Below are 23,087 nucleotides of genomic sequence, written 5' to 3'. Positions count from 1 at the left end.
GCGGGGGCCTCAGCGCAGGAACAGCGCGCCGAGCCGGCGGGCGGCGAGCCACACCCCGACGCCGGCCATCACCACGAAGTAGAGGACGTGGCCGGCGGTCGCCCAGCTCAGCGCGCCCACCGCGAGCGCGCGCATCATCTCCACCGCATGCCACAGCGGGAACACGCGGATCACCCACTGGATCGGCTCGGGGTAGACCGCGAGCGGGAAGAACGTGGCCGAGAACAGGAACATGGGCATCAGCACGATCTGGACCCAGTCCATGTGCTGGAACGTCTTCATCCAGCTCGTCACCGCCATGCCGAGGGAGGCGAAGCCCAGCGCCACGAGCAGGGCGCCGGGGATCATGAGCAGCGCCGTCCACGAGGTGACGAGCCCGGCCACGGTCATGACGATCAGGAAGCCGACCGCGTAGATCAGCCCGCGCAGCAGCGCCATCGCGATCTCCCCGAGTGCCACGTCCAGCGGGCCCAGCCGCGTGGAGAGCATGGTCTGGTACGTCTTCGCGTAGCGCAGCTTGAAGAACACGTTCCACGTGGAGTCGTAGATGGCGCCGTTCATCGCCGAGACCGCCAGCAGCGCGGGGGCGAGGTACATGCCGTACGGGACGGGGGTGCCATCCGGGCCGGCCACGTCGCCGACCAGCGCACCGAGCCCGAGCCCCATGGAGGCCAGGTAGAGCACGGGCTCGAAGAACCCGGAGAAGAACACCACCCAGTTGTTGGACTTGAGGGAGAGGAACGCCCGCTCCATCACCGCGCGCACGTTGCCCGAGTATGCGCCGGCCAGCGGGCCGCGGCGCACGGGGATCTCGGGCATGGGCGGCACGGCGACGGCGTGTTCCCGCACCACCGACGACGACGGCGCGGCAGGCTCCGCCTGCGCGGCGGCGGGTGCGACGTCGGCGCGGGCGGCCCCGGTGCGCGCGGCACGGCGGCCCAGGCGCGGGGCACGGCGGCCCAGGCGCGGGGCACGGTCCCGACGGGCGGCCGTGACGGCGTCGCGGTCCGGGGTGCCGCGGACCCAGCCGAGGCGGCGCGTGTAGATCCGCACCGCGAGCCAGGCCCCGCCCAGCGCGAGGGCCAGCAGGAACGCCACGTGTGCCACGGTGAGCCAGGCCGGCTCGGCCATCCCGTAGGAGAGCACGCGGCCGAGCTGGGCGGCATGCCACTGCGGGGAGAGCCAGCCGATCCAGCGCAGCCACACCGGCAGCGCCTCGAGCGGGTAGAAGGTGGCGGAGAACAGGAACAGGGGCATGACCACGAGCCGCTGCAGGGTGGCGAACTGGCCCTTGTCCTCCTTCAGGGAGGCCGCGAACGCCATGATCGGCGCGCCGACGGCGAGCCCGCCGAGCGTGGCGGTGAGGACCTGCACCCACGCCCACGGGCTCGAGACCACGCCGAACGCCAGCATCACCAGCAGGAACACGGCGGCCTGGAACACGAACCGCAGGCTCACGGCCGCGAGGTGGCCCAGGGCGATCTGCGCCGGAGACAGCGGAGTGGCCTGCGCCGCGTAGTACGTGCGCTGCCATTGGAACCCGCCCATCACCGGGTAGGAGAACTCGACGGACGCGGTCATCAGCGCGCCCGAGGCCAGCAGCGCCGGGGCGATGAACGCGACGTAGGAGACCCCGCCCAGGGCGTCCTGCGGCATCCCGCCGCCCATGAGCTGGGCCAGACCCAGGCCCATGGCCAGCAGGTAGAGCACGGGCTCGCCGAGCGCCCCGACGAGCAGCACCGCGCCGTAGCGGCGCATGTTCCGCAGCTGGTGCTCGGCGTAGAGCAGGACGCCGCGGCGCTTCACGCGCTCCGCGGACGCCGCCGCGGTGACCGGCGGGCGCAGCGGCTCGGCGGGCGAGGCGGGGCCGGGGGCCGTCGTCGTGGTGGGGGACGGCACGGGTCAGTCCACCAGGGTGCGGCCGGTGAGGATGAGGAACACGTCCTCGAGGCTCGCGCGGCGGGTCAGCGTGGTGACGGGGGCGGGCAGGGCGCCCTCGTCGACGAGGCGCTGCACGACGTCGTGCAGGTCGTCCGCGCGTCGGGCGTAGACGAGGACGCGGTCCGGGAGGACCTCGACGCGGTGCACGACGCCGTCACCCGCGTGGGCCTGGACGGTGCGGGCCGCGGCCTCGTTGCGGTCCGCGCCGAAGCGCGCCTCGAGGACCTCGCGGGAGGCGTGCTCGCGGATGAGCTCGGCGGGGGTGCCGGCGGCCATGATCTCGCCGCCGTCGACCACGACGAGCCGATCGCACAGCTGCTCCGCCTCGTCCATGTGGTGCGTGGTCAGCAGCAGCGTGGTGCCGCGTTCCTTGAGCCGGTAGAGGCGGTCCCACAGGATGTGGCGGGCCTGCGGGTCCAGGCCCGTGGTGGGCTCGTCGAGGAGGAAGAGGGCCGGCTCGTTGACCAGGGCGCGGGCGATCACGAGCCGCCGCTTCATGCCGCCGGAGAGGTCGGTGACCTTGGCGTCCGCCTTCTCGGTGAGCTGGGCGAAGGCCAGCAGCTCCTCGGCCTTGGGCCGCAGGTACGAGTAGGGCAGACCGAAGTAGCGGCCGTAGATCAGGATGTTCTCCCGGGCGGTGAGCTCCTCGTCCAGGTTGTCCTGCTGGGGCACCACGCCCAGGCGCGCACGGACGGCCGGCCCGTCCTCCTCCGGGTCGATGCCCAGGATGGTCAGCTCGCCCGCGGTGCGCTGCGAGGTGCCCGCGAGCATGCGCATGGTGGTGGACTTGCCCGCGCCGTTGGGACCGAGCAGGCCGAAGCACTCACCGGGGCGCACGTCCAGGTCGATGCCCCTCACGGCGTGGAACTCGCCGTACTGCTTGCGCAGCCCACGGGCACGGATGACGGAGGCGTCGCCGGGGGACGCGTGCAGAGTGGTGTGACTCACAAGGCGACAGCATAGGCGCACCACCCGCCCGGACGCGTGCCGCCCCCTCGGCGACGAACCCTGCGATATGGCCCCCATCCGGGGTGGATGGGGGCCATATCGCAGGGTTGGTCGCGGGAGTGGGAGAGGTCAGGCTCCGGCCCGCTCCCCGGCCCAGTCCTCGCCGTCGGCGGCACGCTCGGCGGCCTCGACGACGTTCGCCAGCAGCATGACGCGGGTCATCGGCCCGACGCCGCCCGGGTTCGGCGCCATCCAGGCCGCCTTCTCCTTCACGGCCGGGTCCACGTCGCCCAGGACGCGCGACGTCCCGTCCTCCCCGGTCACGCGGGAGACGCCCACGTCCAGGACGATCACGCCCTCCTTGACCTGCTCCGGCTTCACCATGTGGGCGGAGCCGGCGGCGGCGATCACGACGTCGGCGCTCGCCAGCAGCTCGTCGAGGTTCGTGGTGCCGGTGTGGGCCAGGGTCACGGTGGCGTTGACCTCGCGGCGGGTGAACACGAGGCCGGCGGGCCGGCCGATGGTCACGCCGCGGCCGATCACGAGCACGTGCTTGCCGGCCAGCCCCACACCGTGGTGGCGCAGCAGCTCGACGCAGCCGGCCGGGGTGCACGGCAGCGGCGAGTCCAGCTCGCCGCCGACCGAGGCCACGAGCCGCCCCAGGTTCATGGGGTGCAGGCCGTCCGCGTCCTTGTCCGGGTCGATGGCCTCGAGCACCTTCTGGGTGTCCACGTGCTTCGGCAGCGGCAGCTGGACGATGTAGCCCGTGCAGGCCGGGTCCTCGTTCAGCTCGCGCACGACGTCGAGGATCTGCTCCTCCGTCGCGTCCGCGGGCAGCTCACGCTGGATGGACTCGATGCCCACCTCGGCGCAGTCGCGGTGCTTGCCCGCCACGTACTTCTGCGAGCCGGCGTCCTCACCGACGAGCAGGGTGCCGAGGCCGGGGGTGTGCCCGCGCTCGGCGAGGGCGGCCACGCGGCCGCGCAGCTCCTCCTTGATCGCGGCGGCGGTGGCCTTGCCGTCCAGGACCTTCGCGGTCATCGGCGGCTCACCAGCCCTCGAGGCCGTCGTACAGCGGGAAGTCCTCGGTGAGCTTCACGACGCGGGCGCGCAGCGCCTCCACGTCCGGGCTCGGCTTCAGCGCCTCGGCGATGACGTCGGACACCTCGCGGAACTCGGCCTCGCCGAAGCCGCGGGAGGCCAGCGCGGGGGTGCCGATGCGCAGGCCGGAGGTGGTCATCGGCGGACGCGGGTCCCACGGCACCGAGTTGCGGTTCACCGTGATGCCGACCTCGTGCAGGATGTCCTCGCCCTGCCTGCCGTCCAGCTGGGACTCGCGCAGGTCCACCAGGACCAGGTGCACGTCCGTGCCGCCGGTGAGCACCGAGATGCCGTGCTCGGCCATGTCCGGGGCGGTCAGGCGCTCGGCCAGGATCTGCGCGCCGGCCAGGGTGCGCTCCTGCTTCTCCTTGAAGTCCGCGGAGCCGGCGATCTTGAAGGCCACGGCCTTGCCCGCGATCGCGTGCATCAGCGGGCCGCCCTGCTGGCCCGGGAACACGGCGGAGTCGATCTTCTTCTTCAGCTCCTCGGTGGAGAGGATGAAGCCCGAACGGGGGCCGGCGAGGGTCTTGTGCACGGTGGAGGAGACGACGTCGGCGTGCGGCACCGGGTTCGGGTGCAGGCCGGCGGCCACGAGGCCGGCGAAGTGGGCCATGTCCACCCAGAGCCGGGCGCCGACCTCGTCCGCGATCGAGCGGAAGGCGGCGAAGTCGAGCTGACGGGGGTAGGCGGACCAGCCGGCCACGATCACCTTCGGCCGGGCCTCGAGGGCCTTCTCGCGCACCTTGTCCATGTCGATGCGGTGGGTGTCCGGCTCCACCTCGTACGCGGCGATGCTGTAGTTCTTGCCGGAGAAGTTCAGCTTCATGCCGTGCGTCAGGTGGCCGCCGTGCGCCAGGGACAGGCCCATCATCGTGTCCCCGTGGTCCAGCAGCGAGGTCATCACGGCCACGTTGGCCTGGGCGCCGGCGTGCGGCTGGACGTTGGCGTGCTCGGCGCCGAACAGGTCCTTGGCGCGCTGGATGGCCAGGTTCTCGGCCACGTCCACGAACTCGCAGCCGCCGTAGTAGCGGCGGCCCGGGTAGCCCTCCGCGTACTTGTTGGTCAGCACCGAGCCCTGCGTCTCGAGGATGGCGCGCGGCACGAAGTTCTCCGAGGCGATCATCTCGAGCGTGCCCCGCTGGCGGCCGAGCTCGTCCGCGAGCGCCGCGGCGATCTCCGGGTCCACCTCGGCGAGGGGCTGGGTGTTGATGTCGGGCGTCTGCGTCACGGGGGTTCCCTTCGAACGGGGGTCTGTGCGGCCGGAAGGCTCCGGTGCCCTCCATCCTAGTGACCAGGCGCCGTCGTCGGGCCTGCGCGACGGCGGCCCGCGGCCCCGGCGACCGACCCCGGCACCCGGTTCTTTTGACTGATTCAGAAATATGCCAAGATCGGGGATGACGCCGCCCACCGCGCCGATCGGTGCGCGGCCGACGTCGATCGACGAAGGAGAGTTCCATGACGGAGTACCAGAAGAAGACCCCGCACGCGACCGGTTCCACCCGCCAGAACGGCGCCCCGGCCATCAGCGACCGCCAGTCCCTGACCGTGGGCAGCGAGGGGCCCATCGTCCTGCACGACACCCACCTGCTGGAGACCCACCAGCACTTCAACCGCATGAACATCCCGGAGCGCCGCCCGCACGCCAAGGGCTCCGGCGCCTTCGGCGAGTTCGAGGTGACCGAGGACGTGTCGAAGTACACCAAGGCCCTCGTGTTCCAGCCGGGCACGAAGACCGAGACCCTCCTGCGCTTCTCCACCGTGGCCGGCGAGCTCGGCTCCCCGGACACCTGGCGCGACGTGCGCGGCTTCGCACTGCGCTTCTACACCGAGGAGGGCAACTACGACATCGTCGGCAACAACACCCCGATCTTCTTCCTGCGCGACCCGATGAAGTTCACCCACTTCATCCGCTCGCAGAAGCGTCTGCCGGACTCCGGCCTGCGCGATGCCACCATGCAGTGGGACTTCTGGACCAACAACCCCGAGTCGGCGCACCAGGTGACCTACCTGATGGGCCCGCGCGGCCTGCCCCGCACCTGGCGTGAGATGAACGGCTACGGCTCCCACACCTACCTGTGGGTCAACGCCCAGGGCGAGAAGCACTGGGTGAAGTACCACTTCATCTCCCAGCAGGGCGTGCACAACCTCTCGAACGACGAGGCCACCAAGATCGCCGGCGAGAACGCCGACTTCCACCGCCAGGACCTGTTCGAGTCCATCGCCAAGGGCGACCACCCCAAGTGGGACCTCTACATCCAGGCGATCCCCTACGAGGAGGGCAAGACCTACCGGTTCAACCCCTTCGACCTGACGAAGACGATCTCCAAGAAGGACTACCCGCGCATCAAGGTCGGCACGCTGACCCTGAACCGCAACCCGGAGAACCACTTCGCGCAGATCGAGTCCGCCGCGTTCAGCCCGAGCAACACCGTGCCGGGCATCGGCCTCTCCCCGGACCGCATGCTCCTGGGCCGCGCCTTCGCGTACCACGACGCCCAGCTGTACCGCGTGGGCGCCCACGTGAACCAGCTGCCGGTGAACCGTCCCAAGAACGCGGTGCACAACTACGCCTTCGACGGCCAGATGTGGTACGACCACACCGGCGACCGCTCCACCTACGCGCCGAACTCCAACGGCGACTCCTGGTCGGACGAGACCGGCCCGGTGGACGACGGCTGGGAGGCCGACGGCACCCTGACCCGCGAGGCCCAGGCCCTGCGCGCGGACGACGACGACTTCGGTCAGGCCGGCACCCTCGTCCGCGAGGTCTTCTCGGCCCAGGAGCGCGAGGACTTCGTGGAGACCGTGGCCGGCGCGCTGAAGGGCGTCCGCCAGGACGTCCAGGCCCGCGCCTTCGAGTACTGGAAGAACGTGGACGCCACGATCGGCCAGCGCATCGAGGACGAGGTCAAGCGCCACGAGGGCGACGGCATCCCGGGCGTCGAGGCCGGCGGCGAGGCCCGCATCTGACGGCTCCTTCCCCCGGCGGGCGCCCGCGCGGGCTCCACTGAACGCGCGGCGGCCGCTCCCTCACACGAGGGGGCGGCCGCCGTCGTCGTGGGGCGGTTGTTCCGGTCAGCGCTTGCCCCAGCGGCGCTCCTGCGCCTGGGACAGCTTGTCCTTGACCACCTTCACGACCGTGTCCTTGGCGGGCACGGCCACGTTGTCCCGCAGCGGGACGGCGACCTTGTCACGCACGGTCTCGAACGCGGAGGCCGCCACGGCGCCGACCTGGGCCAGCTTCGACTCACCCTCGGCGTCCGAGGCTCGGGTCTCGTCGCGGTCCGCCCGCAGGTCCGGGAGGGCGGCGCCCTCGGTGTCGTCCTCGGCGGGCTCCTCATCCGTGGGGGCGGAGGAGGTGGAGGTGTCTGGGGCCACGGTCGTGGGCGTCGACGACGTCGGCGCGGCGGTCCCGGCAGTCCCGGCCGCTGCCGCCGACTGGGCGGCGCGGGCCTCGCGGCGGGTCGCCGGAGTGGCGTCCTCCGCACGGCCGGACGAGGCCGCGGTCGGATCCAGCTCCGGGGTGCCGCCCAGGGGCGTGGCCGGCGTGGTGCCGGCGTGGGTCTCCGGGGCCTCGGCCCGGCGGGTGGCCGGGGCGGCCTCGAGCGGCGGGCGCTCAGCCGCGGGCTCGACCGCCGCCGGCTGCGCGACGTCCGCGCCGTGGTCATCGGTGCGCGCCGGCCCGCGGTCCGCCTCCGCCACGCGACCGGGCACCCCGGGCGTGCCGTCGATGCGCAGGGACCCGGCGGCCGAGCGCTCCGCCCCGTCGGCGCCGTTCTGCTGGGCCTGGTCCGACTCGGTGGCCACGACGGTGACCGAGCCGTGCGCGGTGGTGGCGACCGTGTGCGTCTCGAGGTGCTCGCCCTGAGGGACGGGGATCGCCTCCGTGGCGAGCTCCTTGGTGGGGGTGTGCTCGGCGGCGACCTCGTCGGCGGGGACGGTCCCGTGCACGTGCTCGGGAGCCGGGGTGAGGTGGCTCCTGTGCTGCGGAGCCTCGGCGGCCGGTGCCGCCGGGGCGGGGGTCTCGGTCACCGGAGACGGGGAGGCCGGGGTCGCCGGGACGTCCGCCGCGGGCGTCTGCTCGTCCAGGGTGACGCCGGAGCCGCCGGCCACACCGGCCGCGCCCAGGCCCACGGTGTCCGCCTCGCGCGCCGTGCTCGGCGCCGCCGGAGCGGGGCGCAGAGTGCCCCGGGTGGCCGGAGCCGCGGCGTCGCGGCGGTGGGTCTGAGCGGCGGCGTCGGCGCTCGGGGCGTCGTGCTGGTCCACGGTCACCCCCGCACCGCCGGCCACGCCGGCCACGGACTCGTCGGTCTCGCGGTCCGCCGCGGCGGTGTCGGACGCAGCCGGACCCCCGGCGGGCTTCACCGCGGCCGCGGGGCGAGCGTCCTTCTCGGCCGCCACCTCGTCCAGGCGGGAGAGGCGGGTCGGGGCCGCGGGGGCGGCCGCGGCGGCGGCCGCCTGCTCACCCGCGGTGTCCGCGCTGACGCCCCGGCGCTCGAGCCGGGTCTCGGCCGCCTCGGCCTCGGCCTCACGACGACGGCGGGAGGCGATCACCGAGAGGATGATCAGGATCAGCAGCACGACGATGATCGCCGCGATGATCCAGTAGAGGGTGGACTGTGGCATGGGGGTGCTCCTCGGTCGTCTGGGGCGACCGGCCGGGCCGGGCGCCGCGTCGTGCTTCCCGCGCCGCCGCGCGGCGGGGAACCTGGTCTTGAGGATGACACGGGGCCCGGCCCCCCGACCAGGGATCAGCCCCGTCATCCCGCGGTTCCGCGCGGCCGGCACCGCCTACCATCGACGCCATGGACACGGCAGCCCTCTCCCCCAGCCCCTCCCCCGCCTCCGGCGCGGAGCACGCCCGCGTGCTCACGCTGGCCTGCACGAACCGCAAGGGCATCGTGCACGCCGTGACGGGCGCCCTGCTGGGCGTGGAGGCGGACATCACCGAGTCGCAGCAGTACGACTCCCCGGACACCGGCGACTTCTTCATGCGCGTGGAGTTCGTGACCCCGGCCACGCGGGAGGACATCGAGCAGGCGCTCGCGCCGGTGCGCGAGGAGTTCGGCATGCGCATGGGCCTGTGGGACGCGGCGCAGCGCATGCGCACCCTCGTGATGTGCTCCAAGGACGGGCACACCCTCAACGACCTGCTCTTCCAGCAGCGCGCCGGCACCCTGCCCATCGAGATCCCCGTGGTGGTCTCGAACCACCTGGACCTGCAGCCGCTCGCCTCCTTCTACGGCGTGCCCTTCATCCACGTGCCCGTCTCGAAGGACCCCTCGAGCCGGGACTCCAAGGAGGCCGCGGAGGACCGGCTGCGCGATCTGATCGCCCAGTTCGACATCGAGCTGGTGGTCCTGGCCCGCTACATGCAGATCCTCTCGGACGAGCTGTGCCGGGACCTGGCCGGGATGGCCATCAACATCCACCACTCGTTCCTGCCCTCCTTCAAGGGCGCCCGCCCCTACCACCAGGCGCACGAACGCGGCGTGAAGCTCATCGGCGCCACCGCCCACTACGTGACCGCCGACCTGGACGAGGGCCCGATCATCGCGCAGTCCGTGCAGCCGGTGACCCACGCCCAGACCGCCGCCGACTTCGTGGCCCGCGGCCGCGACGTCGAGGGCTCCACGCTCGCGCAGGCCGTGCGCTGGCACGCCCAGCACCGCGTCCTCGCGGACGGCCGGCGGACCGTCGTCTTCAGCTGAGCCCGGGACGACGGCGCCACGCGGCGCCGTCGTCCTGCCCGCCTAGGCTGGTGGCATGGCCCACATCATCACCGTCGCGGGTGCCACCCCGCGCATCCACGAGTCCGTCTTCCTCGCCCCGACCGCCGCGATCACCGGCGACGTCGAGATGGCCGAGCGCTCCTCGGCCTTCTACGGCGTCTCCGCCCGCGGTGACTCCGCCCCCATCCGCGTCGGGGCGGGCACCAACCTGCAGGACAACGTGGTGCTGCACGCGGACGAGGGCTTCCCGTGCACCCTGGGCGCCGGTGTCTCCGTGGGCCACTCCGCCGTGGTGCACGGGGCCACCGTGGAGGACGACTGCCTGATCGGCATGTCCGCCACGGTGATGAACGGCGCGGTCATCGGCGCCGGTTCGCTCGTGGCCGCCGGCGCCCTGGTGCTCGAGGGGACGCAGGTCCCGGCCGGCTCGCTCGTGGCGGGCGTCCCCGCGAAGGTCCGCCGCCCCCTCACGGACGAGGAGCGGGAGGGCCTCAAGAAGAACGCGGCCACCTACCTGCGGCTGTCCGCCGCGCACCGGGACGCCGTCGCCGGCTGAACCAGGCCCGGAGGATGTGGGACGGTGGGCACCATGCCCACCACTTCCACTCTCCCCCGCACCCGACCCGACGACGTCCCCGAGCGCCTGCTCATCCTCCCCGCGGCGCAGGACGTCGCCGACACCCCCTACGCCCACGCCCGGCGGCTGGCCGAGCAGGCCGTGGCCGACGTCGGCGGCACCGCCGTGGCCGAGGGCGACACCTCCGCCACGGCCCTGCTGATGGTCCGCCCGATCCCGGTCGATGCGCTCGCCGCGGCCCTGGCCGCCCACCCCCACGTGAGCTGGGTGCAGCTCCCGTTCGCCGGGATCGAGCCGTTCGTCCCCCTCGTGCGCAGCCGCCCGGACATCGTGTGGACGTCCGCCAAGGGCACGTACGCGCCGCCGGTGGCCGAACACGCGCTGCTGCTCACCCTGGCCCTGCTGCGGGACCTGCCCGCGCGCGTCCGCGCCACCACATGGGGCCCCTCCTCCGGTCGCACCCTGAACGGCCTGACCGCCGTGGTCGTGGGCGGCGGCGGGATCGCACAGGAGTACATCCGCCTGCTCAAGACCTGGGACGTGCACGTCACCGCGGTCCGCCGACGCGCGGGCGACGTGCCCGGCGCGGACCGCACCGTCACGACCGACCGCCTCGACGAGGTCCTGCCCGGCGCGCAGGTCGTGATGATCGCCGCGGCGGCCACCGAGGAGACCCGCGGCATGTTCGACGCCGACCGCCTCGCCCTCCTGGACGAGGACGCCGTGCTCGTGAACGTCGCCCGCGGGGCGCTGGTGGACACGGACGCCGTCGTCCAGACCCTCGCGGCGGGCCGGCTGCACGGCTACGGCACGGACGTCACCGACCCCGAGCCCCTCCCGGACGGCCACCCGCTCTGGACCGAGGAGCGCGCCCTCATCACGCCGCACACGGCGGACACCCCGGAGATGTGCGTCCCGCTGCTCCACGCGCGGGTCGAGCGGAACCTGCGGGCCCGCGCGGCCGGGACGGAGCTGGAGGGCCTGGTGGACGCCGAGGGCGGATACTGACCCGCCCCCGGCGTCCCGCGGCGCCGGCTCAGCGGCGCGGCGCGTCCGCCTCGTGCTCGGCGGCGTCACGCTCGGCCGCCATCTCGATCTGGCGGCGGCGCTCCTCGCCGGCCCGGCGGGTCAGCTCGGCGCCGACCTCCGGGTCGCGGGTGAGGTTCTCACCGGTCGTCGGGTCGAACAGGTGCACCCGCGTGGTGTCCACCCACAGGCGGGTCGGCGTGCCCGGCCGGGCGCGGGACTCGCCGGAGAGGGTGGCCACGACGACGGGGCGCAGCTCATCCGCATCCAGGTCCTTGGCCAGCGCGGAGAGCATCTCGGCCACGGCCGGGTCCGGCTCGAACTCGATGTAGCCGTACTGCTCGTGGCCCAGCCACTCCAGGTGCGTGAGCGTCGCGTCGAAGGTGGAGCCCCGGTCGCGGCGGCTGTCCTCCACCAGCTCGGCGTCCTCGAAGAACTCCGGCCGCAGGCCGAGGAACACGATGTCCCGCCCCTCGGCGGCGCGGGCCTTCTCGGGCGGCACCGGGATGTCACCGATCGGCGAGGACAGCACGTGGCCGCCCTCCTTCTGCTTCAGCGAGGCGGGCAGGAAGTTCATCGACGGCGAGCCGATGAAGCCGGCCACGAACAGGTTGAGCGGCTGCTCGTAGAGCTCGCGCGGGCTGGCCACCTGCTGCAGCTCGCCCTTCTTGAGCACGGCCACCCGGTCGCCCAGGGTCATGGCCTCGGTCTGGTCGTGCGTCACGTAGACGGAGGTCGTGGCCAGGCGGCGCTGCAGCTGCGAGATCTCCGCGCGCATCTGCCCGCGCAGCTTGGCGTCCAGGTTGGACAGCGGCTCGTCGAAGAGGAACGCGTCCGCCTCGCGCACGATCGCCCGGCCCATGGCCACACGCTGACGCTGGCCGCCGGAGAGGTTGCCGGGCTTGCGCTCGAGGTGGTCCTCGAGCTCGAGCACGCGGGCGGCGTCGCGCACCTTGCGGTCGATCTCCTCCTCGGAGGGCTTGTTGTCCTTGATCAGCCGCAGCGGGAAGGCGATGTTCTCGTACACCGTCAGGTGCGGGTACAGCGCGTAGTTCTGGAACACCATCGCGAGGTTGCGGTCCTTGGGGGCCGCCTCGTTCACGCGGCGGCCGTCGATCAGCATCTCGCCGTCGGTGATGTCCTCGAGGCCCACGATCATGCGCAGCAGCGTGGACTTGCCGGAGCCGGAGGGGCCCACGAGGATGACGAACTCGCCGTCCTCGATCTCCAGGTTCACGTCCTTGATGGCGTGGAAGCCGTCGTCGTAGGTCTTGTCGATGTGGTTCAGGGTGATGGAGGCCATCGGGGGGTCCTTTCAGGAGGTCTCGTGTGCGGGCCTCAGCCCTTCACCGCGCCGTTGGTCAGGCCGGCCACGATCTGACGCTGGAACGCCAGCACCAGGATCACGATCGGGATGGTCACGATGATCGCGGCCGCCGAGATGGCCCCGGTCGGCGACTCGAACTGCGAGGCGCCGGTGAAGAAGGCCAGGGCGGCGGGCACGGTGCGCGCGGTCTCGGTGGAGGTCAGGGAGATGCCGAACACGAAGTCGTTCCAGGCGATGAAGAAGGCGATGATCGCCGTCGTGAAGACGCCGGGGGCGGCCAGCGGGACGATCACCTTGCGGAACGCCTCGAGCGGGGTGGCGCCGTCCACCTGCGCGGCCTGGTCGAGCTCCCACGGGATCTGGCGGAAGAACGCGGCCAGGGTCCAGATGGAGATCGGCAGGGTCAGGGACAGGTAGGGGATGATCAGGCCGACCCACGTGTCGTACAGCCCGAGGGTGCGCCACATGTTGAACAGCGGCGTCACCAGGGAGATGACGGGGAACATCGAGACCATCAGGGACACCGTGAGCACGATCCGCTTGCCCGGGAAGTCCAGGCGGGCGATCGCGTAGGCGCACAGCGTGGCCAGGATGACGGCGATGATCGTGGCGATCACGGTGATGCCGATCGAGTTGCGCAGCGCCGTGAGGAACAGCTCGCGCGAGCCGCCCACGAAGATCTCCTCGTAGTTCACCGTGGACCACTGGGTGGGCAGCAGCTTGCCGTTGGCGAGGTCGGCGGGCGTCTTGAAGCTGGTCGCGAAGATCGAGAACAGCGGGAAGAGGCACCACACGCCGATCACGACGGTGAGGATCCACCACAGTGCGGTGGCCTTCCCGGTGCCGCGACGGTGGGGCGCGCGGCCCTCGGGGGCGGGAGCGGATGCGGCGGTGCTCACTTGGAACCTCCTCGGTCGGCCAGGTCCACCTTGAAGCCCTTGACGGCGATGACCGCCATGAGGGCCACGCACAGGAACAGGATCACGGAGACCGCCGAACCCATGCCGATCTCGAGCCGGCCGATGGACGTGCGGTAGGCCAGCAGCGAGAGGACCTCGGTGCCGTAGGCGCCGTTGGTCATGATGTAGATGGAGTCGAAGATGCGGAACGCGTCCATCGCGCGGAACAGGACGGCCACCATGATCGAGGCCTTCATGTTCGGCAGGATGACCAGCTTCATCCGCTGCCACCACGAGGCGCCGTCGACGGAGGCGGCCTCGGTGAGGTCGCCCGGCACCTGGGCCAGGCCGGCCAGCAGGAGCAGGGAGATGAACGGGGTGGTCTTCCAGATCTCGGAGAGCATGATCACGAACAGCGCGGTGCTGCCCTGCGCGAACCAGTTCAGGTCCGCGTCGACGCCCGGCAGCCACTCGAACCAGGCGTTGATGTAGCCCGAGTCGATCGAGAACATGTAGAACCACGCGAACGCGGAGACCACGGTGATGATGCCGTACGGCACCAGGATGATCGTGCGGATCAGGCCGCGGGTCTGCTTGATGGCGTGGTGCATGGCCAGGGCCAGCAGGAAGCCGAGGATGAGCTCGACCACCACGGTCACCACGGTGATCAGCAGGGTCACCCCGAGGCCCTTCCAGAACACGGGGTCCGTGAGGATCACGCCGTAGTTGCCCAGGCCCACGAACTCGCGGTCGCCCGGCGCGGTGAGCCGGTACTTGAACAGCGAGTCGTAGAGGGCCTGCAGGATCGGGTACAGGACCACGAACAGCATCACGAAGAACGCGGGGCCGGCCAGGAGCCAGCCGAGACGCGCCTCGGACTTCGCGCGCTGGGACTTCACCCGGCGGGGGCGACGACCCTCGGCGGCGCGCGGGGTGGATGCGGCGGGTGCGGTGTCGACGTGGCTCACAGCAGACGCTCCCCTCTCAGGACTTCCTGGATGAAGTCGTCGGTCTCGGCCGGGGTGGACTCGGAGACGCCCGACGGCGGCGCGTAGCGCTGCTGGATCGCGGTGGAGACCTCGTTGTAGTACGGGGTCTGCGGCCGCGGGGCGCCGAGTTCGAGGGACTCCCGGATGGTGTCCGCCATGGGGTACTTCTCGGCGACCTCGGGGGCGTCGTAGGCCGCCGGGTCGGCGGGCGGGTTGCCGTTCTCGACGAAGTACTGGCTCTGGTGCTCGGTGGTGGTGATGCAGGAGATCGCGTCCCAGGCGAGGTCCTGGTGCTCGGACTTCGCGCCCACCCCCAGGTTGATGCCGCCCACGGGCGGCGCGGCGTCCTTGCCCTCGACGGTGCGGGGGTAGACGGCCCAGCCGATGTCCTCGGGCAGGTCCTCCGGCAGCGAGCCCTCCTCCACGGAACCGAGGGTGGCCGGCCAGACGAACGGCCAGTTGACCATGAACGAGCCGTTCTTGCCCTGGAAGAGCAGCATGGAGGCGTTCTCGTCCTGGGTCGGCAGGCCGGCGCTGCCGAGGCCCTCCTTGCCGATCGTGGAGATGATCCGGGCGGCGGTGCGGCCGGCCTCGGAGTCGAGGTTCGTGGTGACCTCGTCCGTGGGCGCCTCGGCGTTGGGGACGATCTGCTCCCCGCCGCCCTCGATGAGCGCGTTGAGCCACACGGTCATGGACTCGGCACGGGCGCCCTGGACGGCCAGGTCCTTGTCCTGGCTGCGGGCGGCCTCGATCAGCTGGTCCCACGTGACGGGCTGGGACATGTCCAGCCCCGCTGCCTCGGCGACCGACTTGCGGTACCAGAGCAGCTGCGTGTTGGCCCAGAACGGGACCGTGACGAGCTCGTCCTTCCAGCTGGCGGCCGCGAGCGCGCCCTCCAGGGCGTTGTCCTTCGCGTACGCCTGCATCTCCTCCGGCACGGGGGCCAGGAAGCCGGGCTCGGCGAGCTCGGGGACGAACGGCGGGTCGAGGGACATGATGTCCATCGACGTGTCGCCCGCGGCGAGGCGGCGGGTCAGCTGCTCGCGCTGGGAGGCGGCGTCCGTCGGAAGCATGGACGTCTCGACTCTGTACCGGCCGTTCGCGGCGTCGGTGCACTGGGCGGCGATCTTCGCCTGCCCGCCGTCGTCGGGGTTGGTGTACCAGGTCAGGGTGGGCGTCTGCTCGGCCGGAGCACACCCGGCCAGGATCAGCGCGCCCGCGGCGACGGCGCCGGCCAGCGTGGCCCGGCGCCGTTGACGTGCCCGCGTGTCGTGTCTCACAAGTGGAACCTCAATCGATGCGAGTCGGATGTGACGGCCATCATCACGCATCACAGCGATTCCTGCACGTTTCGCGGACCCCTTTCTCAGCGGGCGCGGCGGTTCGTCCGGGCGGTCGGCTCCGCGGCGGCGGGATCCTCGGGCCACGGGTGCTTGGGGTAGCGCCCCCGGTTCTCAGCGCGGACCTGCGCGTAGGGGCCGGCCCAGAAGGAGGGCAGGTCGGCGGTCACGGCGAGCGGGCGACCTGCCGGGGAGAGCAGGTGCAGGACCACCGGCTCACGACCGTCCGCGACAGCGGGGGTGACACGCGCCCCGAAGAACTCCTGCAGCTTGGCGGCGACCACGGGCGGGGTGTCCTCGTGGACGGCCGGATAGTCCACGACGACGGCGCGCCCGCTCGGCACGGGCAGGCGCTCGGGGGCGAGCTCGTCCAGCCGGCCCGCCTCCGGCCAGGGCAGGGCGCCGCGCAGCAGCGCCTCGGCGTCCAGGCGTGCGAGGGACCGCCCCGCGGCCAGGTCGGCCGCAAGCCCGTCGACCAGCGCGTCCAGGCCGGGCAGCGCCGCGTCCGAGAGGTCCGGCCACGGGGCGCCGAGGACGCGGTGGAGCAGGTGCACCCGGCGGCGCAGGCGTTCGGTCCGACCGCTCGGGTCGAACCGGGCGAGGCCGTCGGCGGCGAGTGCGGCGCGCACGGCCTGCGCGGCGGCGTCGGGGGCGACGGGGGCCGGCGTCTCCGCCAGCACGAGCGCGCCCAGCCGGTCCACGCGGCGGCCGGTGAGCCGGTCCCCGCGCCAGTCGGCGGTGTCCTCGGTGCGCCGCAGGCCCGCGCCGGCGAGCTCGGCGAGCGTCCGGTCGATCGGCGCGGTCGCGCGGATCGCGGCACCCGTGCCGGCCGCGTCCCCGGCCACACGGGCGACCTCGGCCACGGCCAGCCACTCCTGCCCCGCCAGGCCGCCGCCGGCGGCGTCGCGGGGCAGGGCCGCGCGGGTGCCGGAGGCGAGCAGGTACGCGCCCGCCTCCCCCGCGCGTCGGGCGATCCACGCGGGGAAGGCCAGGGCGGACACGAGGCCGGCGGGGTGCCGGCGCGCGGCCGCCGTCGCCTCGGGCCCGGGCTCTCCCGGCGCTCTCGTCTCCAGGGAGTGGTGCGCGTGCCGACGGGCGAGTCGTTCCAGTCGGTCCGCCTCCCGACGCCAGCGCCCGGCCTCCGGGTGCCGGCCGTCCCGCACGGCCGCGACCAGCGCCTCGAGGTCGGCCCCGGGGGCGCGCAGGTCCAGGGCGAGGGCCGCCGTCGCCTCGGCCGCGGGGCGGGGCCCCGTCCACAGTGCCGCGCGCAGGAGGGCGTGGCCGAGCGGCGGGTCCAGGGGCAGCTCGGCCAGGACGGCGCCGTGCGGGGTGATGCGCCCGTCCGCGTCCACCGCGTCGAGGGAGGCGAGCGTGCGCTCGGCGGCGGCCATCGCGTCGGCCGGCGGATCCTCGGGCAGGGTCAGCCCGCGGCCGCCCGGGGCGCCCCACGCCGTGAACGCCAGGGCCACCGGCGCGAGGTCGACGACGGCGAGGGCCGGCGTCGGGGCTGCGGGCGCGGTGCCCAGGGCTGCAGCGGTGTGGCAGCGGACCACGGTGCCGGGGCCGAGGCGGGCGGCGCGGCCCGCGCGCTGGCCGGCGGCCGCGCGCGAGGCCTGGACGGTGACGAGCCCGGCCATGCCCCGCCCCCGGTCCCGGCGCGGCTCGCGGGCCAGGCCCGAGTCGACGACGAGGCGCACCCCCGGCACGGTCAGCGAGGACTCGGCGACCGCCGTCGCGACGACGACGCGCGGCACGGCGGGGTCGGCGCGGCCCGCGAGCGCGGCGTCCTGGTCGGCGGGTTCCTGGCGGCCGTGCAGGACGCGGACCTCGGTGTCCGGGGCGAGCGCGGCGACGCGCCCCGCGACGGCCTCGACCTCGGCCACGCCGGGCAGGAAGACGAGGGCGTCCACGGTCGGGTCGGCGTCGAGCGCCTCGGCGTGGGCGCGCGCGGCCGTGGCCGCGACGTGGTCGAGGAAGGCCCGGTCCACGCGGCCCTCGGCGGTGAGGCGGTGGCCGCGGAACGGGGCGTGCTCCTCGCGCAGCGGGTGCAGCACGGCCGGGGTGGAGACCACGGGCAGGGGCGCCTCCTCCCCCATGCCGCGGGCCCAGCGGGCGGCCAGGGCCGCCGCGTCCACGGTCGCGGACATGGCCACGAGCACGAGTTCGGGGCGCAGCTGCCGCAGGTCGGCGAGGAGGGCGAAGAGCACGTCCGTGTCCAGATCCCGCTCGTGGACCTCGTCCAGGACCACCGCGTCCACGCCATCGAGCCCGGGGTCGGCGAGGAGGCGGCGCAGCAGCAGGCCCGGGGTCACGAACTCGACGGCCGAGGCCCCGCCGCCCACCGCGTCGCCGCGCACGGCGTACCCGACGGCGGCGTCCGCGAGCCGAGCCTGCGCGTCGGGGTCGGCGCCGGGCAGCACGTCGGCCGCGGCGGCCAGCACCGCCGTGCGCAGCCGCCGCCAGGCCGCGCGCACCGCGACCCGCCGCGGCTGCGTGACCAGGACGCGCCCACCGCCGTGGTCCGCGAACCGGACCGCGAGCGCGGGCGGGACCACGGTGGTCTTGCCCGTGCCCGGGGGCGCCTCGACGACGGCCGCCCCGCGCGCGTCCAGCGCCGCTTCGAGGTCGGGCAGGGCGGCGGCGAACGTCAGGCCGGCGCTGAGGCGGCCGAGGGCGGCGGAGAGGGCGGAGGGGACGGCGACGGGGGTGGGCATCGGGACCCATTGTCACTAAGAACGCCCGGCTGTGTCTCCGCCGCGTGACTGGGGTCGCGGGCGCTTGTGCTTGACTGTCGACGTGATACAGAGCGCGAACGAGCCGCAGGCCATGGATTACTTCGACAGGATGCAGAATCGCCTGGACGGACGGGAAGTCAGCGTCCCGGGATGGCTGGGCGCGAAGACCGCGACCCGGCAGTTCGCTGCGCAGATCGGGATCAGGACTCCCGAACAGCTCTTCAAGGGGCCGCTGTCCGATCTCGAGCGGTTCGATTTCCCCGAGCGGTGCATCGTCAAGCCTGGCTTCGCCTCCACGTCCATCGGCGTGCATCTGCTCGAACGCCGCGGGGCCGACCTGTGGGACCTCGTGAAGGACGAGCCTGTGACAGTTCCGGGGCTCATCGAGACGCTGCGCGAGATCGAGGGCAGGTACGATCTGAGCCCCGATGCCGGCGAGTTCCTCGTCGAGGAGCTGCTGAGTGACCGTCGCGGAGTGACTCCGCCGGCCGATGTCCGGTGCTACATGTTCCAAGGCGAGTGCGGTTTCGTGCTGGTGGAAGACCACATCGCCGGCCCCGCTGCAGCATCGTACTTCAACGGTGACTTCTCACCGATGACGGACGTCCATGACCGATTCGGTGTGCATCCGGGCGTGACCCACTTGGAGGCCATCGTCGACGAGGCGGAACCCCCGGAGGGGGCCGAGGCGCTCCTGGCCGTGGCTCGCCGTGTGAGCACCGCCGTGCCCTCGGCATTCTGCCGCGTGGATCTCTACGACACCCCCGCCGGGCCGGTGCTCGGTGAGATCACGTTCTACCCGGGCACCTTCTTCTACAAGAACAGGAAACTCATGGCTCCCGAAGAAGCTGTTCGGCTGGGAGCAATGTGGGGCGTGGCGGAGAAGCGACTCGCTGGCTCGCTTCTCGCCCCCGCACCTAAGCCCAATTGATCGGCCGGGGGCGAGCCAAGACGGCCATGCCCCCGACTGTCTGTCCGCACGCGGAGAGCAGACCGGCTATAGGTTCGGATTCGGACTCGGGGCAATTCGTACCGTGGCCAGGAGTCGCGATTTCCGGGGCGGAAAGGCGATCAGCTGGCGCCGTGACGGCGGGCAGGACCACGGCTGGGCACATGGTCGAACCGAGATGCGGTATCTGCCGCCCACGCATTCCGCATGCTCGAGCCACCTTCGGACACGGAACGCGAACCACGCCTGCGTCGACACCGGGCGGGGTGGGGTTCTTCTCCGGGCAACGCATGGCCCTGCTCCATTCCAAGGCCCGGGGGGTAGAATTCCCTTTCAAAGAGAACGCGACATGTTGCGCTGCCTGCAGTCAATGCGAATTCTCTCATCGCCGCGGTCGATGTGCATGTCAGACTCACGCACGTCGCGAAAGTCTGCCTGCCGCCCCGAGTGCGGCGCTCGATGCACTCACCCGGCCGTTGTGGCGCCCACGGAGACCGGCGCTCCCTCCCGGATGACTCGCACCAGGTCCGCGATAGACCCGCTGGGGACACGGTGCACCAGACCGGTGCCAGCGAAGAGGTCCCAGACCGGAAGGTCTGAGGCAGCCACCCGCAGCCCGGTGTTCGTCGCCTCTGCCACGGCGTACCCGAAGGACTCCTTGAGCGACGTGGACACCAGCCAGCCGTCCGCGTCCCTGACCGAGCGGTAGAACTCCCCGAGCGCCTGCGGGGTGAGGTTCAGGTAGAGACGCACACGCTCCAGGACGCCCAGGCCCGCCGCCTCCGCGAAGAATCGCTCCGCGCGATGTGGGTCGTCTTCCAGACTCACCACGACATGCCCCACGTACTCCTGAGGAAGCGCCGCCACGACCCTCAAAAAGTGCGCGTACGCCTTCCCTTGGTCGAACCGCCCGATCCACAGCAGCGGAATGGTGGCCGGCCCATCGGCGAATCCGGAGTCGGCGAGGAACCGCGCCGCCCCCTGCGCCGCGAAGGTCTCGACATCCACGAGGTTGGGCTCCACCGCCAGGCGGAACCGGAGACGACGCGGAAGCAGCGGCTGGATCTCACGAGCCATGATCTGGGAGGGCACGACGACGGCGGCCAGCCTGTCCAGTTCCAACGCTCCGAGCTCCTTCTCGATGACGGGGATGCTGGACGAATGGAACTCATACGTCACGGCGAGGTGATCCAGAGCTGACAGCACGTTGGCCGAGGCCGGGTGACTGAGGACAGACACGGACTCATAGTCGAACTGGTGGGCCAAGTACGTCAGATAAGGCGCGGACCTGCTCTCTTGGACCAGACGCACCTGGACGTTGGCCAGGTCGGAGAACGCGTCCGAACCCCCGCGGTCGTGGAGGAACACGGTGTCGAACTGGACGTCAGGCTCAGCCTGAGCCCGACCCCGGATCACGGCGGAGACGCCGCCCTTGGACAGGTTGGGGTAGAAGATGAGCTTGCGCATCAGTCGCGTCCCTTCGTCGTGATCCCGTAGTAGGACAACAGGCGTGCGGCCCGGTCGTCCCAGTCGCTCGTCTGGACGAACGAGACCATGGCCTCCCTTTCGCCGGGCGCCCATGGTGTGCTCAAGGCGTCGTCGAGCTTCTCAACGAACTCGTCCACTCCCCGATGGACCCAGGTCGACGGGTACGTCTCCACACTCCCCATGGGCGCGGTGACACAGCGCAGACCCCAAGCGAAGTACTCGTAGATCTTGTTCGGATCAACTGATCGAGTGAGCGGGATGTCGAGGAAGGGGATGAGCCCGACCTTCCAGCCGGTGACGATGTCTGCCAGCTGCTCATGGGAACGGGGGCCCAGAAGATGGACATTGGAGGGCAGCGACATGCCCTGGGGCGCACCGTGCCCGATGATCTCGAAGACGGTCTCCGGCATGCGGCGGGCTGCCTCAGCGATCAGGGGCCAGTCGAACCACGAGGGCGTCAGGTGCCCGACGTACCCGGCCACCCGCAGATGTTCACGGCGTTCGAAGCTGTCTTCTGTCCGCAGGCTCTCCGTCTGGTCGATGACGTGCCGGTTGACCGCATTCGGGATGACCGTGTGGTCGCGGAGGGCCGGCCACATCGACACGAGCTTGGCGTCGAGGGCTGTGCTGACGCTGACCACCTTGTCGGCCACGATCAGCATCTGACGCTCCAGGGCCGGCGAATACCACTTGGAGTAGCCCACGCGATTGAACTCCTCCATGTCGTCACGGCACTCGTAGACGACCTGCCACCCGAGGGTCTTGAGCTGGGTACCGAGGGCGACGGCCGCGATCGAGGGGAAGGAGCTGCAGATGTAGGTGTCGCCCATGGATCGCCGTCGGGTGGTCAGGCCGCGTACCAACCTGCCGAAGTCCTTGCGGGCGACCTGGAGGACTCGTTCTGACACTCGCGCCGGGAATTGCTGGAGTGACGAGAAGGGCAGGAACACGACCCACATCCCGGCCCGTTCGAAGGCCCGGGCCAAGTTGTTGGGCCGCAGCGACAGCGTCTCGTGCCCCAGCGGAGGCGCCGTGGTGTCTATCACGAGCAGGGTGTCATCCTCCGGGATCTCCGCCAGGAAAGCGTCGATCTCAGCCGTGGAGGAGCGCACCTCCGCCAGGTCGATCTGCGCATGCATCATGACGTCGGCATTCCCCCAGTCGCGGCGGCCCTGGAGGCGGATCCAGCGCGCGTGCGGCGGGACCGTGATGTGGAACGGCGTCTCGAGTGTCCCCGCCGCGTCCCCCCGCAGCTGGACGAAGGGCCCGAACGTCGGGTTCTGCGACAGGGCGGAGGGCCCGGGGAGCAGATGGCCGGCCTCGTCCAGGAAGCCGACGGTGAGGAGAGCCGTGCTCGCCTCGGTGGGCAGATCCGAGCGGATGACCCCCTCGACGGAGGCCGCGTCAGGGCTGAGAGGAAAGTGCTGGACGAAGTCCCATACGCGCACTCGCGTATCCGGGCTGAACGGGGTGGAAGGCGTCTCGAGCGGGTGGACGTGGTGAAGAACCGTCGCGTCTCTGTCCACTCGTACGGGGAATTCGGGCTTCCAGGCGTGCCCCTGCAGCACAAGATGGGCCGCGCCGTAGTAGTGCCCCATAGAGTGGTGTAGCGCACGGTGACTGGGCACGTCGTTCCGGATGTGGACGCGGCCACCGTGTGATCCTTCGAGTCAACCTTCCACAGAATCCTCGAACGGAGTCATCACGATGACCGCTCCTCATATTGTCGACCCTGCCGGCCTGCTCGGCGAAGCCCTGTCCGAAGCACCCCCGGATTTGATGCGTTCGTTGCTGCAGACCGTGATCAACTCCCTGCTCTCCGCTGACGCCGACGCGGTGGTCGGCGCCGAATGGGGTAAACCCACCCCGGGCCGAGCTACCCAGCGCAACGGGTACCGGCACCGGGACCTGGACACCCGGGTCGGGACCCTGGACGTGGCGATCCCCAAACTCAGGTCGGGCACGTACTTCCCGGAGTGGCTGCTCGAGCGCCGCAAAAGGGCCGAATCCGCGCTGATCACGGTGGTCGCCGACT

General features: G+C 71.9%; 18 protein-coding genes. 6 read left to right on the top strand and 12 right to left on the bottom strand.

Translation table 11 applies throughout. From position 1 onward, the window contains the following. Positions 1-9: 9 nt before the first annotated feature. The 4 genes from G6R13_RS12485 to glyA all read right to left on the bottom strand — a co-directional run bounded on the left by G6R13_RS12485 (position 10) and on the right by glyA (position 5,218). Positions 10-1,899, bottom strand: a complete 1,890-nt coding sequence (locus tag G6R13_RS12485) for an ABC transporter permease (protein WP_163721435.1) — start codon at positions 1,897-1,899, stop codon at positions 10-12. Positions 1,900-1,902: 3 nt separating this feature from the next. Continuing rightward, the gene (locus G6R13_RS08605) at positions 1,903-2,889 is read right to left on the bottom strand and encodes an ABC transporter ATP-binding protein (RefSeq protein WP_095353399.1); all 987 of its coding nucleotides are present in this window, start codon (positions 2,887-2,889) and stop codon (positions 1,903-1,905) included. Between the two features lie 129 nt (positions 2,890-3,018). Then, the gene (locus tag G6R13_RS08600; protein WP_036338210.1) at positions 3,019-3,930 is read right to left on the bottom strand and encodes a bifunctional methylenetetrahydrofolate dehydrogenase/methenyltetrahydrofolate cyclohydrolase; all 912 of its coding nucleotides are present in this window, start codon (positions 3,928-3,930) and stop codon (positions 3,019-3,021) included. 7 nt (positions 3,931-3,937) lie between these two features. Beyond that, positions 3,938-5,218, bottom strand: coding sequence for a serine hydroxymethyltransferase (gene glyA, locus G6R13_RS08595; protein WP_010079361.1), 1,281 nt, complete (start codon positions 5,216-5,218; stop codon positions 3,938-3,940). 227 nt (positions 5,219-5,445) lie between these two features. Between glyA and G6R13_RS08590 the strand changes: the two genes are divergently transcribed. Next, entirely contained in the window at positions 5,446-6,960 is a 1,515-nt protein-coding gene (locus G6R13_RS08590) for a catalase (protein ID WP_144825416.1), read from the top strand. A gap of 105 nt (positions 6,961-7,065) precedes the next feature. Here G6R13_RS08590 and G6R13_RS08585 read toward each other — a convergent pair whose 3' ends face one another. After that, the gene (locus tag G6R13_RS08585; protein WP_163721433.1) at positions 7,066-8,616 is read right to left on the bottom strand and encodes a hypothetical protein; all 1,551 of its coding nucleotides are present in this window, start codon (positions 8,614-8,616) and stop codon (positions 7,066-7,068) included. Between the two features lie 179 nt (positions 8,617-8,795). Here G6R13_RS08585 and purU point away from each other — a divergent pair, with 179 nt between their 5' ends. Genes purU through G6R13_RS08570 form a run of 3 tightly spaced genes read left to right on the top strand, consistent with a single transcriptional unit; the run spans position 8,796 to position 11,307 of the window. Continuing rightward, the gene (purU, locus tag G6R13_RS08580; protein WP_036314586.1) at positions 8,796-9,701 is read left to right on the top strand and encodes a formyltetrahydrofolate deformylase; all 906 of its coding nucleotides are present in this window, start codon (positions 8,796-8,798) and stop codon (positions 9,699-9,701) included. A 55-nt stretch (positions 9,702-9,756) separates the two neighbouring features. Then, positions 9,757-10,278, top strand: a complete 522-nt coding sequence (locus G6R13_RS08575; protein WP_036314590.1) for a gamma carbonic anhydrase family protein — start codon at positions 9,757-9,759, stop codon at positions 10,276-10,278. Between the two features lie 24 nt (positions 10,279-10,302). Next, the gene (locus G6R13_RS08570) at positions 10,303-11,307 is read left to right on the top strand and encodes a D-isomer specific 2-hydroxyacid dehydrogenase family protein (RefSeq protein ID WP_060974377.1); all 1,005 of its coding nucleotides are present in this window, start codon (positions 10,303-10,305) and stop codon (positions 11,305-11,307) included. A 28-nt stretch (positions 11,308-11,335) separates the two neighbouring features. Here the strand turns inward: G6R13_RS08570 and ugpC are convergent, their stop codons facing one another. The 5 genes from ugpC to G6R13_RS08545 form a co-directional block, all read right to left on the bottom strand. Beyond that, positions 11,336-12,628, bottom strand: coding sequence for a sn-glycerol-3-phosphate ABC transporter ATP-binding protein UgpC (gene ugpC / locus G6R13_RS08565; RefSeq protein ID WP_041102958.1), 1,293 nt, complete (start codon positions 12,626-12,628; stop codon positions 11,336-11,338). Positions 12,629-12,663: 35 nt separating this feature from the next. After that, positions 12,664-13,551: a carbohydrate ABC transporter permease gene (locus G6R13_RS08560; protein ID WP_041102960.1), complete on the bottom strand. Its 888-nt coding sequence runs from the start codon at positions 13,549-13,551 to the stop codon at positions 12,664-12,666. Then, a complete protein-coding gene (locus G6R13_RS08555; RefSeq protein WP_041102962.1) occupies positions 13,548-14,519 on the bottom strand; it encodes a sugar ABC transporter permease in 972 nt (323 codons plus the stop codon). Before G6R13_RS08555 ends, G6R13_RS08560 begins: the two co-directional genes overlap by 4 nt. Next, positions 14,516-15,820, bottom strand: a complete 1,305-nt coding sequence (locus tag G6R13_RS08550; protein WP_060974376.1) for an extracellular solute-binding protein — start codon at positions 15,818-15,820, stop codon at positions 14,516-14,518. Before G6R13_RS08550 ends, G6R13_RS08555 begins: the two co-directional genes overlap by 4 nt. Positions 15,821-15,906: 86 nt before the next feature. Beyond that, the gene (locus G6R13_RS08545; protein ID WP_159832865.1) at positions 15,907-18,594 is read right to left on the bottom strand and encodes an ATP-dependent helicase C-terminal domain-containing protein; all 2,688 of its coding nucleotides are present in this window, start codon (positions 18,592-18,594) and stop codon (positions 15,907-15,909) included. Between the two features lie 112 nt (positions 18,595-18,706). On the opposite strand from G6R13_RS08545, the gene G6R13_RS08540 reads away from it, so the two are divergent. Beyond that, on the top strand, positions 18,707-19,546 hold the full coding sequence (locus G6R13_RS08540; RefSeq protein WP_163721431.1) for an ATP-grasp fold amidoligase family protein: 840 nt from the start codon (positions 18,707-18,709) through the stop codon (positions 19,544-19,546). A 483-nt stretch (positions 19,547-20,029) separates the two neighbouring features. Here G6R13_RS08540 and G6R13_RS08535 read toward each other — a convergent pair whose 3' ends face one another. Further along, on the bottom strand, positions 20,030-21,031 hold the full coding sequence (locus G6R13_RS08535) for a glycosyltransferase (protein WP_159832863.1): 1,002 nt from the start codon (positions 21,029-21,031) through the stop codon (positions 20,030-20,032). Beyond that, positions 21,031-22,650, bottom strand: coding sequence for a hypothetical protein (locus G6R13_RS08530; RefSeq protein ID WP_135019428.1), 1,620 nt, complete (start codon positions 22,648-22,650; stop codon positions 21,031-21,033). The genes G6R13_RS08535 and G6R13_RS08530 overlap by 1 nt, the downstream gene beginning before the upstream one ends. A 109-nt stretch (positions 22,651-22,759) precedes the next feature. On the opposite strand from G6R13_RS08530, the gene G6R13_RS08525 reads away from it, so the two are divergent. Continuing rightward, the coding region (locus tag G6R13_RS08525; RefSeq protein WP_205521349.1) for a transposase at positions 22,760-23,087 on the top strand (328 nt) is incomplete at its 3' end.

Origin of the sequence: Micrococcus sp. Alg238-R198, assembly GCF_900537135.1 — a bacterium.
Lineage (GTDB): Bacteria > Actinomycetota > Actinomycetes > Actinomycetales > Micrococcaceae > Micrococcus > Micrococcus luteus.
The sequence above is the reverse complement of the archived record's forward strand: the minus strand, read 5'-3'. Positions and strand labels throughout refer to the sequence as shown.

What these genes read in the sequence shown, in the direction of transcription:
- G6R13_RS08530 (WP_135019428.1), bottom strand. Translation starts at nt 22,650, where the DNA reads ATGGGGCACTACTACGGCGCGGCCCATCTTGTGCTGCAGGGGCACGCC.
- G6R13_RS08540 (WP_163721431.1), top strand. Translation starts at nt 18,707, where the DNA reads ATGGATTACTTCGACAGGATGCAGAATCGCCTGGACGGACGGGAAGTC.
- G6R13_RS08575 (WP_036314590.1), top strand. Translation starts at nt 9,757, where the DNA reads ATGGCCCACATCATCACCGTCGCGGGTGCCACCCCGCGCATCCACGAG.
- G6R13_RS08590 (WP_144825416.1), top strand. Translation starts at nt 5,446, where the DNA reads ATGACGGAGTACCAGAAGAAGACCCCGCACGCGACCGGTTCCACCCGC.
- G6R13_RS08585 (WP_163721433.1), bottom strand. Translation starts at nt 8,616, where the DNA reads ATGCCACAGTCCACCCTCTACTGGATCATCGCGGCGATCATCGTCGTG.
- G6R13_RS08600 (WP_036338210.1), bottom strand. Translation starts at nt 3,930, where the DNA reads ATGACCGCGAAGGTCCTGGACGGCAAGGCCACCGCCGCCGCGATCAAG.
- ugpC (WP_041102958.1), bottom strand. Translation starts at nt 12,628, where the DNA reads ATGGCCTCCATCACCCTGAACCACATCGACAAGACCTACGACGACGGC.
- G6R13_RS08535 (WP_159832863.1), bottom strand. Translation starts at nt 21,031, where the DNA reads ATGCGCAAGCTCATCTTCTACCCCAACCTGTCCAAGGGCGGCGTCTCC.
- G6R13_RS08545 (WP_159832865.1), bottom strand. Translation starts at nt 18,594, where the DNA reads ATGCCCACCCCCGTCGCCGTCCCCTCCGCCCTCTCCGCCGCCCTCGGC.
- purU (WP_036314586.1), top strand. Translation starts at nt 8,796, where the DNA reads ATGGACACGGCAGCCCTCTCCCCCAGCCCCTCCCCCGCCTCCGGCGCG.